General features: G+C 45.0%; 12 protein-coding genes, 1 tRNA gene and 1 pseudogene. 6 read left to right on the top strand and 8 right to left on the bottom strand.

Going from position 1 to position 15,517, the window contains the following annotated elements; genetic code table 11:
• Window positions 1–29 precede the first annotated feature (29 nt).
• The gene (locus H6F52_RS17810) at window positions 30–251 is read left to right on the top strand and encodes a hypothetical protein (RefSeq protein WP_190412909.1); all 222 of its coding nucleotides are present in this window, start codon (window positions 30–32) and stop codon (window positions 249–251) included.
• A gap of 289 nt (window positions 252–540) precedes the next feature.
• On the opposite strand, the gene H6F52_RS17805 is transcribed toward H6F52_RS17810, so the two are convergent.
• Both H6F52_RS17805 and H6F52_RS17800 read right to left on the bottom strand, forming a co-directional pair.
• Window positions 541–1,818 (bottom strand): family 10 glycosylhydrolase, encoded by a 1,278-nt coding sequence (locus H6F52_RS17805; RefSeq protein ID WP_190536271.1) that lies wholly within the window; start codon window positions 1,816–1,818, stop codon window positions 541–543.
• 302 nt (window positions 1,819–2,120) lie between these two features.
• Window positions 2,121–2,193 (bottom strand) — tRNA-Ala (locus H6F52_RS17800).
• A 172-nt stretch (window positions 2,194–2,365) separates the two neighbouring features.
• Here H6F52_RS17800 and H6F52_RS17795 point away from each other — a divergent pair.
• From H6F52_RS17795 to H6F52_RS17785, 3 genes are all read left to right on the top strand, one after another.
• The gene (locus H6F52_RS17795; protein ID WP_190428144.1) at window positions 2,366–3,199 is read left to right on the top strand and encodes a rhodanese-related sulfurtransferase; all 834 of its coding nucleotides are present in this window, start codon (window positions 2,366–2,368) and stop codon (window positions 3,197–3,199) included.
• A 531-nt stretch (window positions 3,200–3,730) separates the two neighbouring features.
• Window positions 3,731–4,804 (top strand): hypothetical protein, encoded by a 1,074-nt coding sequence (locus tag H6F52_RS17790; protein WP_242033979.1) that lies wholly within the window; start codon window positions 3,731–3,733, stop codon window positions 4,802–4,804.
• 140 nt (window positions 4,805–4,944) lie between these two features.
• Entirely contained in the window at window positions 4,945–5,475 is a 531-nt protein-coding gene (locus H6F52_RS17785; RefSeq protein WP_190527965.1) for a hypothetical protein, read from the top strand.
• A gap of 267 nt (window positions 5,476–5,742) precedes the next feature.
• Here the strand turns inward: H6F52_RS17785 and H6F52_RS17780 are convergent, their stop codons facing one another.
• The 6 genes and pseudogenes from H6F52_RS17780 to H6F52_RS17755 form a co-directional block, all read right to left on the bottom strand.
• Complete coding sequence (locus H6F52_RS17780; protein ID WP_190536270.1) at window positions 5,743–6,240, bottom strand: hypothetical protein; 498 nt, start codon at window positions 6,238–6,240, stop codon at window positions 5,743–5,745.
• 79 nt (window positions 6,241–6,319) lie between these two features.
• Window positions 6,320–6,664 carry a cupin domain-containing protein gene (locus tag H6F52_RS17775; RefSeq protein ID WP_190536269.1) on the bottom strand — a complete coding sequence of 115 codons (345 nt, stop codon included), beginning with the start codon at window positions 6,662–6,664 and terminating at the stop codon, window positions 6,320–6,322.
• Between the two features lie 15 nt (window positions 6,665–6,679).
• Window positions 6,680–7,456: a class I SAM-dependent methyltransferase gene (locus tag H6F52_RS17770; RefSeq protein WP_190536268.1), complete on the bottom strand. Its 777-nt coding sequence runs from the start codon at window positions 7,454–7,456 to the stop codon at window positions 6,680–6,682.
• A gap of 321 nt (window positions 7,457–7,777) precedes the next feature.
• Window positions 7,778–10,405, bottom strand: coding sequence for an ATP-dependent chaperone ClpB (gene clpB, locus H6F52_RS17765; protein ID WP_190536267.1), 2,628 nt, complete (start codon window positions 10,403–10,405; stop codon window positions 7,778–7,780).
• 158 nt (window positions 10,406–10,563) lie between these two features.
• Window positions 10,564–10,779, bottom strand: a pseudogene (locus H6F52_RS17760) (Uma2 family endonuclease); the annotation flags it as partial.
• A 110-nt stretch (window positions 10,780–10,889) separates the two neighbouring features.
• Complete coding sequence (locus tag H6F52_RS17755) at window positions 10,890–12,389, bottom strand: HlyD family efflux transporter periplasmic adaptor subunit (protein ID WP_190536266.1); 1,500 nt, start codon at window positions 12,387–12,389, stop codon at window positions 10,890–10,892.
• Between the two features lie 337 nt (window positions 12,390–12,726).
• Between H6F52_RS17755 and H6F52_RS17750 the strand changes: the two genes are divergently transcribed.
• The gene (locus H6F52_RS17750) at window positions 12,727–14,754 is read left to right on the top strand and encodes a pre-peptidase C-terminal domain-containing protein (RefSeq protein ID WP_190536265.1); all 2,028 of its coding nucleotides are present in this window, start codon (window positions 12,727–12,729) and stop codon (window positions 14,752–14,754) included.
• A 350-nt stretch (window positions 14,755–15,104) separates the two neighbouring features.
• Window positions 15,105–15,473: a hypothetical protein gene (locus H6F52_RS17745; RefSeq protein WP_206754038.1), complete on the top strand. Its 369-nt coding sequence runs from the start codon at window positions 15,105–15,107 to the stop codon at window positions 15,471–15,473.
• Window positions 15,474–15,517 lie beyond the last annotated feature (44 nt).

The following is a 15,517-nucleotide window of genomic DNA, read 5'->3' as shown; positions in this document are numbered from 1 at the left end:
GGCTATCCTTAGTTTATGGGGTTAACCGAATGAATGTGACACCGGGACACTTTATCCGTGAAAAGAAAAGCTTAAAGCAGTTATTAGAGTTACCTTTTTTGCGATTATTGATTCTGGTACTTACTATTTACCCTGCTATCAGAATGGACAACGATATCGTTCTTTTTCTTGCCGGTGTTGGCGTACTCGTCTTCTATCTCATCTTCTCGGCGCTGACTGAAATGGGGACTAAACTCCCCTGGAAGAAATAGCTAGTTTTGTTGTATGGTGGGCTTCTGCCCACACGTTTTGAAACATTTATAGAAAGATGCGATCGCGTCCTTCTAGGCCTAAAATTATTGAAGATCCGCAATCATCCTTGGGCAGAAAGAAGGGCGCTCGCACCTGCTTCTTACGTTACTTTTCACAGTTACAGAACCATTGGAAGCAGGCGTTAGGTAAACATTCTCTCAGTTTTCCGTTTTGGGGCTGCTGAGAAAGCTTAAATTATTCAATCATGTATCGTCAAGAAGTTAGAGGCAAACTGCGGAAATCATTGCCCTACTTAGTGACTGAAATAGCATTTTTGAGAAGAGCAGCAGTCTCTTCTGGTTTTCCGGAAGAGGGAAAAACCAAAATACTCTTAATTTTGGGGTTATTAACCAATTCTTTTAAGCGATACAACTGCTTATCTGAGATAGCTACTCCCTCATACTTTTCGGCGTAATCTAGTTCTTGGTTGAAGTTAGCATCGTTATAAATTTGAATGAAAGCGCGATCGACATTCCAATTTTGCCAATCAGCCGCAAAATAACGTTTACCCCAATAAGGATTATGATGGCAAAGATCGAAACTAACACTGGGGTTAGCTTTCTTCATATCAGCTCTCATTTGGCGCACAAAATTAGTCAAGTGGGCGGTGCGATCGACTTTTCCAGGTAATTCAGCATGATAACCAAGGTAATCATCCCACTGAACCGCATCGATGTTTGGATACTTTTTGACAAATTCTACTGATATCTTTTTGAAGAAGTTAGCCACTTCTGGGAGTTCCACATCCAGTAAGTAGTGATCGATGCCAGCATAGGTTTTATCCACCCCAGGCACAATCCATCGTTTAGAAATTGCCAAGTCAAAAATTGGGCTATTTTTGTCAATTTTAATGCCCTTCTCAAAATAGGCGTGAACTTGCATTCCCTGCTTGTGCGCCTCATCAATCAGCCAATCTAACCATCGATCTTGAAATTGGTTAGGACAACTTTTATATCCGAGGGTTTGCTGCATCACCTCACTGTTATACATCGTGCAACCATTCCCCCACACTCCATGAATAATTGTATTGATTCCTTGAGAGCGGTAATAACGAACTCGTTCGCGAATCGTTCTTTCGTTAGCATTATTAGTTACTTGATATCGACTTAAATAAATTCCCCTTATTTTCTTCTTCTCCCAAGGATTTTGAGGTGATGGTGAATTTTTGGGGGTTACGGGTAATGCTGAAACTTGTGGTTTGGTTGTTGGTGTGCCAGCCGGAGTCGCTTGCGAAAGGGGCGAATTTGTAACAGGTAATGGTATAACTTGTGGCTTTGTTGTTGGTGTGCCAGTCGGAATTGCTTGTGGAAGGGGCGATTTGACAACCGTTACACCCTGGCTAGGCGCAGGGGTCAAAATAGGAGTCGTTGGTTGTTGATTATTTTGTTGATTATTAGGCAAAAATTGGCTGATATTTAGACGATCTAGCTGCCTAAAACCCCAATAACCAACTCCAAACAAAACGATGATTAATGAAAATGGAATACTCGCACATCCACATCCATTATTTTCTTTTTTAGGTGGCATGATAACAAGGGTGATTGTTCAACTCGGAGAGTAACTCTCTTGACTCAATTGAGGCTTGCTTGTAGTAACAGATACTTTGGAAGCGCGGAAGGAAGAATTTAGAGAGAATGGTGGTATATCTAGGTACTTCACTTCGCGATCGCTTAATTCCGCATCACTGCGGCGACGAAAACCAACAACCTGTCCTAAGACTGCGTTCATCGTTGTCAGAATTAATTAAATGACACGAATTGGTTTACAACGTCGTTAAACGACATTAATCTGTTAACGACGACAAATAATGTGTTAATTGACAAAATAAATGGAGGTTAGCGGACTCGAACCGCTGACATCCTGCTTGCAAAGCAGGCGCTCTACCAACTGAGCTAAACCCCCAAACTTGAAGTCGGAACTTCAGACACTTTTGTTATATTAGCTCATCTGCTTCCATTAGGGAAGGGGGTAGAGGAAGAAATATTTAGATGCATATCATCACAGAAGCTTACTCTGTTAGGTTAGGTGATGAACCAGCGTAAAACATTTTTACTCATTGCTGTTGAGTGGGGAAATGACCCAAGTTGTTGTAGCTTTCTATAAATTTGTCAAGTTGCCAGATTTTGCCGATAAGCAAGACCCCTTATTGTCGCACTGCAAAAGACAGGGTATTAGAGGGACAATTCTGCTGGCAGCAGAAGGTATTAACGGGACGATCGCGGGTTCTCGTGAAGCAATCGACTCAGTTTTATCATTTTTACGCTCCGATCCGCGCCTAGTTGACTTGGAGCATAAAGAGTCTTATGCCGATTCTCCGCCGTTTGACCGGATGAAGGTGCGGTTGAAGAAAGAAATTGTCACCTTGGGATTGCCGGAAATCGATCCGAGCGATCGCGTCGGCACTTATGTCAGTCCACAAGCGTGGAATGAACTGATTTCCGATCCAGAGGTGACGATTATTGACACCCGCAACGATTATGAGGTAACGATTGGCACCTTCAAACGAGCGCAAAATCCCAAAACCGCCTCATTCCGGCAGTTTCCCACCTATGTTCGCAATAACCTCGACCCCAGCAAACATAAAAAGGTCGCTTTATTCTGCACTGGCGGGATTCGCTGCGAAAAAGCGACATCGTTTATGATGGCTCAAGGGTTCCAAGAGGTTTATCACCTCAAAGGCGGCATTCTCAAGTATTTAGAGGAAGTTCCCCCAGAAGACAGTCTCTGGCAAGGGGAATGCTTTGTCTTCGATCAACGGGTTGCTGTACGCGAGGGTTTGGAGATAGGAACGCATGAAATGTGCCCTCGTTGCGGTCATCCTATCTCCGAAGCGGATCAAACTTCGCCTGATTATCAGCAAGGGATTTGCTGTCCCTACTGTTGCGATCGCTTCACCCAGGAAAAATAGGTAGCACCGTAACAAAGGTGGCGACAAATTAATTTGGGCAGATTCTCAGGATACGCGATCGCAGTGCAAAGCTTACCTTGCAAGTGGCTGTGTTTTCCTTGTTGCGACATCAGCTTGGAGTGCTAAGTCTGTTCGCCCTATCGTGGTGGGTATAAGAGCGATATAAGCGCGATCTCTTCCATGCATTGCAGACATGGATAAATAGCGATCGCTCTTATCCTTGCACAAGAGAAGATGGGCGATTCCCTGCGGGATAGCTTTGCTTCACGGAAATTTTACTTAGGCGGATAATTTCCGTACATAATTCAATATTTTAGAAGTTTTAATGAAGTTTGATTTGCCGTCCTTGACGGTTTCACAAATAGTAGCTTTCAATATAGTTAACTCGTGTTGGATGTTACAAGGCTAGAGTGAAATTTCCCAGTATTTCAGGGGAATAAAAGAGGCGTTCGCGCCTCTTTTATTTAAGCTGCATTGTATAGGCACTGGTTATACATATTAATTGTCTTTAGTTTTTTACTTAGCGAATAAATGTTTAAAATTAATATCCAGGAAATAGAAGCTGTAAGTTCTAGGTTCCAAGAAACAGCCTCAGAGATTGTTTCAAATACTCAAGGTGCAGTATCAGAGGCAATCTCAACAACCCAAGAGGCTACAGATAGTGCAATTCAAGAGGTTTCCAACTCAGTCACTTCCATAGCTTCTACGTTTCAAAAAACAGCATCAGAGATTGTTTTAAATACTCAAAATGCAGTATCAGAGGCGATCTCAACAACCCAAGAAGCTGCGAGTAATTTAATTATTGAGGCTCAACAAACTTCTAGCGCCGTTACTGGCGCTGCAACAATTGCTGCACAAGAGGCATTCAAAGTTGCTCATAATATTAAATTTGAGAACTTACCTCACAACTTACAACTGAAATTTCACCGAGCTGGGGTACGCGAAGGCATTCGTAATGTTCAAGAAGCTGCCAAGGTGTATGAGACGATTCCAGCACAAATTCGCGCTCAAGGATATGAGGCGATTCGCGAGTTTTGCAGTGATAAGGATTGGAGCCATATAAAAGCACACGTTAACGGTGGAGGAAAAGAAGCTTCAAACGGCATCTTCGAGAACTTCCGAATCAACCGATCTCGTGGTGGAGTTGATATGACTCCTGAAGAACTTGCAGCAGCACGTAAAGTCCTTGGCGATGCAGCTTTTAAAGCAAGTTTAGAGCAAGTAATTGGAGCCGTTGTTCAAGGTGCTTTGGTAGCAGCGGTGATTGAGCTTGTCTTCTCAACTTTAGAAAATTCACTATCCTTTGCTGAAGGAAAAATTACGCAAGATGAGTTAATTCGTAACGTTGCAGTTGCAACAGCAAAAGCTGGATTAGCTGGTGGTGTGGTTACAGCTATTTTGATGGTCATCTGTATGATTTTCCCACCAATTGCGGCTCTACTTGGTTACGCTGCTATTCCTCTTGCAGTGATTGGTATCGGCTTCATGTGCGTTCGCGCCTGGGAAATTTTCATCCGTGCGGATAAGCTCTTTGGCATTACTGAAGAACTGGAAAAATTTATACAAAACATTGAGCAATCAGTCTTAAATTTTGACGCGATGTGAGAAGCGATCGCTCTTTGTTAAACTCAGTTTATACGCACTCAGCTCCTATCAAAAAATCTCCAATTTTGAATGAACGGTGGGAGCGATCGCGCTAATTAGTTAACCAATAATTCTAGAAGTCTTTAAATATGATAGGAAATATGGCTGCTGGTGCATTTTATCCTTTGACAGGCTTGTTTGAGACTCTTATCAAAGAAGTTTATGCTGAGAAGCAAAGAAAGCATGAACAGCGAATGAAAGAACTTCAAATTATTGCTGATTCTAGCCTTCGCGATGCCTATGTACAGCAGCTTTTACTTGATAAGTTTCTTGCTCCTGTTGAAAATGCACAGCATCAAATTCAAAATACAGCTAAACACGCACAGTATTTAGCAGAAACCTTTAACTATTACTATCAAGACCACAGCGCAACAAAAGAAGAAGCGAAAGAAATATGTTATCAACTTCGGGTTTTAGCAATTAATATCTCTCAAGTTGATTCACTCTATGAATTAAAAGTAATTTATCAAGCAGCTACTCTGTTTGTTTATCAATTATCAAGATTTCAACACAAAGAACGCAAATACTCTTTAGAGAGAGCGCTCCGCAAAAACATATTAGATGTATTAAATACTTGCATTGCTGTTGAGACAAATTTTCAAAGACGAGTTGACTTTATGGGTGTTAACTGAGGTGAAAATTGCCATAACAAACCAGAGAAACTGAGCCAAGAATTAGAAACTAGATAAAAGAATCATGATTGTGCTGTGTCATCGACGCATCAGTAAAACCTCGGCCTGTACCAAGTTTGCAAGTTGAGAGAGGGATGCTGTTTAGCTTCCGGTGGCGTGGTTGAGATGCGATCGCTTACTGGTTTCATGGTTTGTTCTCCTTTCCACACTGGAGATAAGAGCGAAGTCTGAAAGAGGGCGACTACAGTGCAGCCACCCTTAACAAAATTAGGAAACTAATGAGCGATCGCCAACGCCAACTCGATCGCGATCGCGGGCATCAACTGCAAGTACGAGACACAAAGCAGCGATCGCTGTTTGCCATTCCTGACGCACTTGGGCATCCTCTACAGCCTCAAATAATCCTACCAGGCGAGGAGTTGAGCGTTCTAGAGCGAGACGGGGAACGGGACGATGCAGCTCAACTAAGCGCATCAGGCTTTCCTGACGCTTTAGGAAATTAACCACCCATTGAGTCGTATGATCGGGACCATCTGGGACGCGCTGCACCTTTAACTCATTTTTCAGCCAATCATAAAAAGGCGGGAGCTTGTCTTCCAAAACGGTCTTTGCTATAGGCAAAGTTTGTTGCAGCAACGGGATATTTAAACTGTCTAGTTTCTGCTGAATTGCAGGCGAGTTGAGCAAATCCTGCAAGCTGAGTGAGAGTAGGGTTTCTACTTCAGAAGTCGAGAGATTGAGGTGTTGAGTAAAGGTATTCAGCATGGTTAATTTCTTGGTGACTGAGTATTAGTATTGCAGTTTGAAGATGGTGGGACTATGAGCTACCTCAGTTAGTCGCCACTTATTTTTGTTGGGGATTTTCCGAAAGCGTCAGCAGAAAAGCTAGATTTTCTTCGGCTTTCAAAGCGTGGGGAGCATTGGCAGGCATGAAGATAAAACCGCCCGGTTCAAGTGCTATTTCTTGCCTTTGCAAAGTTAATAGCCCTCGCCCTTCAATGACGTGGACGGTTGCATTTCGAGGCGAGGAGTGTTCAGAAATATTTGTACCTGCGGCTAGACACAACAGCGTGTATTGACAGCAGGAATCTTTAAGCAAAACTTTGCTGAGGACTCCCTGCTGGCGATACTCAATCTTTTCTGACAATTGAATCGCTAAAGATGGATGAGGTATCAGTGTATTAGTCATGATTGATTCACTTTTTTAGGCGCGTTTTGCACGCAGGACGATGTAACCCAAATCCTGTTGATATTGCTGGAAGACACGGCGCATTGCCAAAACTCGTTTCCGCAGCGCTGGGCGCGTCAGAACATTCCACAGAATCCGGAGGGTATCCATAACGCCTTCGTCTTGAAGTACTCGATGCAGATTCAACAAACCCATTGACCCGGTTTGATGCTGTTGTACTTGCAGTCCAGCAGCTTCACAAGCAGCCAGCCAATTTGCCTGGGATAACGGGGTAGAATTGACCCGAATTACCTGTGCTAAAGCTTGATGAATCTCTGCTTCCTGGTTACGGGCGAGTAATTCGTGGCAAAGAAATTTGCCTCCTGGCTTCAAGCGATCGCGCACCCCAGCCAAAATCCTGGCTTTCCCTGGTACAGATTGCATGGTTAGAATCGCTTCTGCCAAAACATAATCAAACTGTTCGGAGATAGCCTCCAGGTGGAACACATCGCCCTCAATGATTTCCACCTGACCTGTTAACCCTGCCGCCTCAATGTTGGCACGGGCACGGGCTGCACTTTCGGGGTTTTTCTCTACGCCGACCACCCGCACGCCGTAGCGTTGAGCCAGAGCGATCGCGCTGTAGCCAAAACTAGAAGCTAATTCCAGAACTGTCTCACCTGCTTGGAAGTCTGCCCACTCAAACAATTGCTCTGTCGCAATTCGTCCGCCGGGTCGCAACATTTTCTTGCTGGCTGCGGCTAGAACTTGATGTCCGGTGGCGGTTTGGAAGTTGAGGGTAGCGTTGGTCATTTCCTTGACCCTCCTGTGTGGTGATATCTTCACTTTGACAGGAAGGTTCAAGTAAGTCTTTGAGCTAGCTCATATTGGGGGAATTATCTACAGCAGTTCTCTATGAGATGTAGTAAAGTTTCACCCCACCCCTGCCCTTTCGGCGAACGGGCAGGGGTTCAATATTCGCCCCTCTCCGTTTACGGAGAGGGGTTGGGGGTGAGGTTCCTTAGGATTGTGGATTCAATAAAAGGCAAAATTCACGTTTTGTAGGGGAATGGCAGTGCCATTCCCCTATCGAGTGCCCCTTCCCTCGTTGGGAAAGGGTTAACTGAGCGTTAATTAGCTGGACTGAGTGGCTAGTAAATCAGCAGGGAGACGCTTGAAGGAAAGGCGCTCATTTTCCACATCGACAAAGATGGTGTCGCCGTCGTTGAATTCGCCTCGCAAGATCCCTTTAGCGATTTGCGTTTCCAGTTCCCGCTGAATCGCACGCTTGAGCGGACGCGCTCCATAAACAGGGTCGTATCCGACTTCCGCTAAGAAGTAAAGGGAAGCATCGGAAAGTTTCAGAGACATCTTGCGATCGCTCAACCGTGATTCGAGTCGCTTGACTTGCAACTGCACAATCTGCCGCAATTCCTGCTTGTTCAAGCCGTGGAAGATGATAATCTCGTCGATCCGGTTCAGGAACTCCGGACGGAAACTTGTCCGCATCGCATCCATCACCCGACTCCGCATTTCTTCGTAACGGGATTCATCGCTAGCAACATCTAGGATGAACTGCGATCCGATATTGCTGGTCATGATAATAATCGTGTTCTTGAAGTCTACGGTGTGACCGTGAGAATCGGTGACGCGACCATCATCAAGAATTTGCAGCATGATGTTGAACACATCCGGGTGCGCCTTTTCGATTTCATCGAACAGCAACACTGCGTAAGGACGACGCCGGATGGATTCTGTCAGCTGTCCGCCTTCGTCATAACCAACATAGCCGGGAGGCGCACCAATTAAGCGAGAGACGCTGTGCTTCTCCATATACTCAGACATATCGATCCGTACCAAGGCTTCTTCTGTATCGAACAGGTAAGCTGCCAAGGCTTTTGCGAGTTCTGTCTTCCCGACGCCCGTGGGACCGAGGAAAATGAAACTAGCCGTTGGGCGATTCGGATCGGCTAAACCAGCACGCGCCCGTTGGATGGCATCAGCAACTGCTGTCACCGCTTCGGCTTGCCCAATCACGCGCTTGTGCAGTTCATCTTCCAATTGCAGAAGTTTTTCTTTCTCCGATTCCACGAGTTTGCTGATGGGGATACCAGTCCACTTGGAAATGATTTCAGCAATGTCGGACTCGGTGACTTCTTCCCGTAAAAGTGACTTACCACTATGCTGAGTTTGAATGAGTTGGGCTTCTGTCTCTTCTAGCTGATGTTGCAACTCGGTTAACTTGCCGAATTTCAGCTCAGCCGCTCGGTTAAGATCGTATTCTCGTTCCGCTTGTTGAATTTCCACATTCACCCGGTCGATTTCTTCTTTCAGGGTTTTGCGGCGTTCGAGAACATCTTTTTCAGCTTGCCACTGTGCATTCAGGGTTCGTTGATCTTCTTTGAGATCGGCAAGTTCTTTTTCCAGTCTTTGTAACCGTTCTCTAGAAGCAGGATCGCTTTCTTTTTGCAGAGATAGCCGTTCCATTTCTAACTGGAGGATCTTGCGGTCGATTTCGTCGAGTTCCTCTGGTTTAGAGGTACTTTCCATCTTCAATCGCGCCGCCGCTTCATCTACTAAGTCAATCGCTTTATCTGGGAGAAAGCGATCGCTAATATATCTCGTAGAGAGCGTTGCTGCTGCCACTAACGCACTGTCAGAAATTTTCACGTTGTGGTGCGTTTCGTAGCGATCTTTTAACCCCCGTAGAATCGAAACTGTATCTTCTACACTCGGCTGATCGATATAAACTTGTTGGAAACGACGTTCTAGCGCCGCATCTTTTTCGATGTATTTGCGATATTCATCCAGGGTTGTGGCACCGATACAGCGCAATTCACCCCGCGCCAACATCGGTTTGAGCAAGTTACCTGCATCCATCGCGCCTTGAGTTGCACCCGCACCAACAACGGTGTGGATCTCATCAATGAACATGATAATGCTGCCCTGAGAATCGGTGACTTCCTTGAGAACCGCTTTCAAGCGTTCTTCAAATTCACCCCGATATTTGGCACCCGCAATCAACGCACCCATATCGAGAGCAATCAGTTTGCGATCGCGCAACGACTCCGGCACATCCCCGCTGACAATTCGCTGTGCCAAACCTTCAGCGATCGCCGTTTTACCCACTCCCGGTTCCCCAATCAGGACAGGGTTATTCTTGGTGCGACGAGACAGAATCTGAATCGTGCGGCGAATCTCATCATCGCGCCCAATTACCGGATCTAACTTCCCTTGGCGAGCGAATTTTGTCAAGTCGCGCCCGTATTTTTCTAAGGATTCGTACTTGCCTTCTGGATTTTGGTCAGTCACTTTTTGGCTCCCGCGAACTTGGGCGATGATAGTTCTTAGCTTGTTTTCGTCCAGCTTAAATTCTTGAAACAAAGCCTTACCAAAGCGATCGTCTTTGGGATAAGCCAGCATCATGTGTTCGATGGAGATAAAATCGTCTCCATACTCTTTGCGAAATGCTTCAGCCCGATCCAGCAGAGAATCTAAGCTACGTCCGACATAAACTGAGGTGCTACTGCCGGAAGTTTTTGGCTGACGCTTGATGAAATCTTCGGTGCGTTCTCTGACTCGCGACACATTTACGCCCGCTTTGTTCAGAATACTGCTGACGAGTCCTTCTTGCTCCAGCAGTGATTTCATCAAGTGTTCGCTTTCGATTTGTTGATGCTGGGCAGATTTAACAATATCTGGGGTGCGAGTGATGGCTTCCCAGGCTTTTTCTGTAAATTGGTTGGGGTTGGTTGGTTGCATAAGGAGTTACTCAATTAATAAACCCTAGAGACACCCATAACATACAGAAATTTGCAGTTCATCCCACTTATGGCTGTCCCTATCAGTCATTGTAAGTAGACTGGCTACACTCTTAGGATCGGTGTTCACGGCTTTTAGATAGGTATCTCCGTCCGTTTTTAAGCTTCCGGTTCAACTCCAAGCGCCCGTAACTGTGCTGCTAATCGCTCGGCGCGTTGACTTTCTTGCTCAGCGCGTTCGTAACCCGTCAACAAGAGATTTCCTTCTCGATCCCACCAGCGCAACCAGGGCAGCGTAGCATTTTGATATTCACCCTGCCAAATTCCTAACTCTACTCCTAGAAGTGAAATTGGATAGTGTCCCCGCTCGTTAGCACTCTCAATTGGATTTTTATGCCCATAACGATTAATTTCTTTTATTAACTCTTAGATACCCAATTTTTATTCATCACTGCCTGTTGTTGGTGCAAATGGAGAAAGCCAAGCTAAGAACTGACCGAAAAAGCCTCGCTAAAGCGGCGAGTCACCGGCTCAATTAAAAAAGTGAGAACTGATTTTTTCCGAGTAATAATTTCTCCGGTTGCAGCCATACCTGGAATAAAGGCGACTTTTTGATTTTGCACCTGAATTGAATGCTGTTTAAGTTGAATTCGAGTCGGAAAAACTAAGCCTAATTCTTTGTCAGCGATCGCATTCGGACTCACTTGCACCACTTCACCCTCAACAGTGCCAAATTCCTGAAACGGGAAAGTAGCCATTTTGACTTTTGCCTTCATTCCCTTACGGATAAAGCCAATATCGCGGTTGAGGACTTTGACTTCTACCAACAATTCTTCGGATTCGGGAAGAATTGATAACAACTCCTCTCCCGCTTGTACAGGCCCGTTGGTTGCTTTGATGCTGTAGACTGTCCCCGTAACCGGAGACTCGATGGTTTCTACTTCTCGCTGCTTTTTCGCTAGCTCCAACTGACCAGCAACAGTGGTTAGTTCTTCTTGGCGCTGGTTAAACTCACTTAGAATTTCACTTTGACGCACAGACTTTAATTGGTCTGCCTGATTGCGAACAGATTGATACGCTTGTTCAGCTTGGCGAATCGCTTGCACTTGAGCAGCGATATCTTTTTCTAGAGAAGTTATTTTGTCCTGAGCTTCCGTGACTTTGTTTTGAACATTCGTAATATTATCTTGGGCTGTGGTAACTTCAGCTTGCGCCCTCACGACTCTCTCTTGTGCATCAACGTAATCGAGTCGAGGGACAGCACCGGGAATTAGGAGAGTGGTAAGCGCCTTTTCTCTTTTTTCGGCTAAAGCGAGGCTGTTGTTCGCTTTGTTGAGAAGGCTTTTGCTGTTGGCGAGATTGGTTTTGGCGTTGACGAGGTTGATTTTGGCGTTGACGAGGTTTTCTTGCAGGCGGGTGAGGCGAACTTTGGCTTCATTGATGACTGCAATTTGGCGATTCGCTTCTGCGATCGCACCCGCTCTTTTAGCTTCAAAATCTTGTAAGCGAGCGGTTAAAAGCTGATCTTGCAAAGCGGTTCCGGCAGTTGCACCTCCCGTTCGTTCGGCTTCCAGACGCCCTAAATCTTCCCGAATCAGCTGGGTAGATTTGGCGAGGCGGTCAACTTCTGCTTGCGGCAGGTCGGGGTCGCGTTCGATCAGGATATCGCCTTTTTTTACGCGATCGCCTTCTTTGATTTTTACCGCTTTGATTGTGCCTCCTCCTAGCGATCGCAGGGGTCGCACTTGCGTTGAGGCAATCAGTTCGCCGGGAGCGATCGCGACTTCATCCACTTGGCTGTAGTGTGCCCAAGCGATCGCCCCAAATACCAGTAAGCTAATGCTTGCTGCCAATAACCGCGTGTACAGTGGCGGCAGCTCTTGCACTGCTTTCCCTAATTCATAGGAGAGTGAATCCTCTGGATTCGCTAGCTGCTGTCTTGTTTGACGAGCTTGAGCAGGTGTTGACGCTAAGGGCGATCGCATAAAATTTTGACTCAAAGGCTTTGAGCGGGCAGAGAGACACTCTAGCTGTGATTCTATCGACTGAATCTGGCAATGGATTGTCGAAAATTAAGAATTTTGGCGTAAGTTATTGTAATTGTAAGTAAATTTACGCGAAAAACTATTGTCCTTCTCCCCTTAGAGAGATTTTGAGCGAGTTATATATAAGATACTTTTTCCAATCGTTGGGTGCATTTAAACCTTAAAATGTTCTGTCCCTAACTTTGAGAAATTATCCCGTTGCTGCCTAATTTTGTGGGGACTTAAAATCGATACTATAGCAGTCTTACGATGCTCCATCGTGTGAGAAAGCAAGCAAATGTTAAATGGATTTAAATTTTCAAATGAGCGCCAGTTTTTAAGTGCAGATTTCGCTAATTCTGCACCACTAGAGTTTGATTCAAAAATAGCCGGAATCTGGTCAGGATTTAGAGGGCTGGGCGATCTGCTACAGCAAAGAAGTCTATTTAAAAGTAGCGCGATCGCTGCTGCTTCTACTTTCAGTGAGGCCGGCGGTACAATCGACACCACCGATTTGAAAAACCCACTCCGTGGCGGTAGCCTTCGGGATGACTATCTGTTGACTGGCATTAGCGCCGGAGAGCAGGTGGAGGTGAAACTAAACTCCACAGAATTTGACGCTTACCTGCAAGTGGTAAATGCCTCTACTGGAGCGGTTGTTACCTTCAACGATGATTTTGAGGGTCTGAACTCTCAAGTAACTTTTACAGCCGCTCAGGGTATTGATTACATTGTTCGAGCCACGACTTATGAACCAGATGCTACTGGTAACTATACTCTTCGTAGCAATTTGGGAGTCCTCAAACCAGCGTCTCCCATCAGTGGAAACCAAAGCTTTAGCGGCGCGATCGCGAATAGCGACCCAAGCAACCCCATTCGTGAAGGCAGTTTTTACGATGGCTATGTGTTAGGCGATTTAGTTGCCGGTCAGCAGGTGCAGGTGAACCTTGATTCGCCTAGTTTTAATGCCTACCTGCAAGTGGTGAATGCTGGAACCGGAGCAGTTGTTGCAGAAAATAATGATTTCAGCGGTACGAACTCGCAGCTAACTTTCACGGTTGCTGAGGGAATTGATTATATTCTGCAAGCTACAACTTTTGAAAAGGGTGCGACTGGCGGCTACACTCTAACTACTAAGATCGCTAGTATTCCAGACCCTTTAGATCCCGGTAATACTCTAGGAACCGCAAAAGATCAAACTTCAGCGGTTTTCTCAAACAACCAACAAGTCAATGCTAGCGATCGCGATGACTTTTATGGCTTTAATGTTGCTCAATCTGGCATCTTTACCGCTAATTTATCTGCATTGAGTGGTGATGCCGATGTCCGACTCATTCAAGACAGCAACAACAACAGCATTATTGATCAAGGCGAAGTGTTGGGTTGGCAATGGGAGCGCGGGACTAGCAACGAATCAATTCGTCGTTTCCTGAGTGCTGGTAATTACTTTTTGCAAGTAATGAGCTACAACAACCAAGCTGCTAACTATTCTGTGGCGACTACCTTTACTGCTGCTACCAGCGATCCTCTCAGTTTTTCAATCAAAGTCAATTTTGGTCAAGGCTTGGGTAGTTTGAGTACAGAAGCTCTCAATGCTATTACAGAAGCTGCAAAAGTTTGGGAAAAAATTATTCCCTACAGCACCTTTAGCGATTCCCAAATTCTAACCATTGATGTTACGGGGGATACTTTTGGTGAAGATGAATTTCTTGCTTTTGCGGGGCCAAAAGCCTTAGCCTCCGATGCTTTTGGTAATCAAATGACGATATCAGGAGCTTCAACGATTAACACGAGCTTGGCAAATACATACAACAACAATCCAAGTTTCTTACAAGAAACGATGGTGCATGAATTTGGTCACGTTCTAGGAATTGGAACACTTTGGTCAGATTACGGACGCGATTTAATTAATGTCTCCGATGCCACATATAGTGCTAATACCTATGCAGGGTGGGCTTATGGAGAATTAAAAGGTACATTTTTACAAACTGCTGTTCCCGTTCAAAAAGGCGTGTTTGGTCATTGGGATGAAAATGTCTTTGACAATGAATTAATGTCACCTATTGCTGAAAAAAGCTCTGAGTTATTGAGTCAATTAACGATTGCTTCTTTAAAAGATATTGGGTGGAATGTGAACTATGGGGGAGCGGAATCTTATACTCTACCTGGATTCAATACTCCTTCAAATTCATTAAATTCTAACGCTTCGCTGATGAATTCATCTTTTCCTTTCCGCTGTGGCTGTGCCGCTCACTTAGCATCTTCAAGCTTAGCGACACTCGGATCTTCGAGCTTAGCTGAGCATATATTTAGTAAAGTAGCTTAATTCTCATCTTGCAAAATAATGTACAACCCCATAGGAGTTAGAAACCTCTGAGGAGCTTTTGAGTCAAATTTGCTATATTCCGACCTGGGAGGAATTCTTTCGTGGATTTTCTAACCTGCGTGACTTGCATAACGATAGGAACTCATACCAAGTTGCTTTCAGACAGGGTAGGTTGGGGAGCCATACAAAAAGCAGGGTTCCCCCCGTTGAGCGCCGTAGTGTTTGAGGTAACGAAACCCAACAAGCCGTTTGAGTTTGATTTCGCGCTCGTTAAAACTAACCTACGATCTTCTCCTCTACAAAGTTTAAGTAGGGAAAGGCAAATTGGGAGCAATTCTCAAAGAGCGAATATGACGATGACAATCAAGTTACTTCCCTACGAAATTTTAGCGAGAACCGCAATTAGCTATGCTGATATTTCTCTGAGTTTTACCAATCCATCTAAAAAAAATCAGTTGATTGAAATTAGCAAAATAGAAATAGTGCCAGCGAAATCTGAGGAAGTTCTTATGAGTGCAACTCCTCAAGAATTGGAACGTCCCGCTAAAGTAGTGCTAAAGCCAGGAGAAAGTAAAGTATTGGAGTATCGCCTCAAATGCAAATCGAAAATTTATCGGCGGGGTGAGAACGCGATCGCTCGCATTCACTATCAGCTAAATGGTCAAACCCAAACTGTTGCTCAGTCAGAGTCTCAAGCAGCTGCCTTTATGATTCCTTAGAATGACCAGACAAGTCTGAATAACAGTGACATCTGCATCTGGCG

It is taken from the genome of Coleofasciculus sp. FACHB-542, from assembly GCF_014695825.1.
Taxonomy (GTDB): Bacteria; Cyanobacteriota; Cyanobacteriia; order Cyanobacteriales; family FACHB-T130; genus FACHB-T130.
Note: the sequence above shows the minus strand (reverse complement) of the source record. Positions and strands in the feature narration are given on the sequence as shown.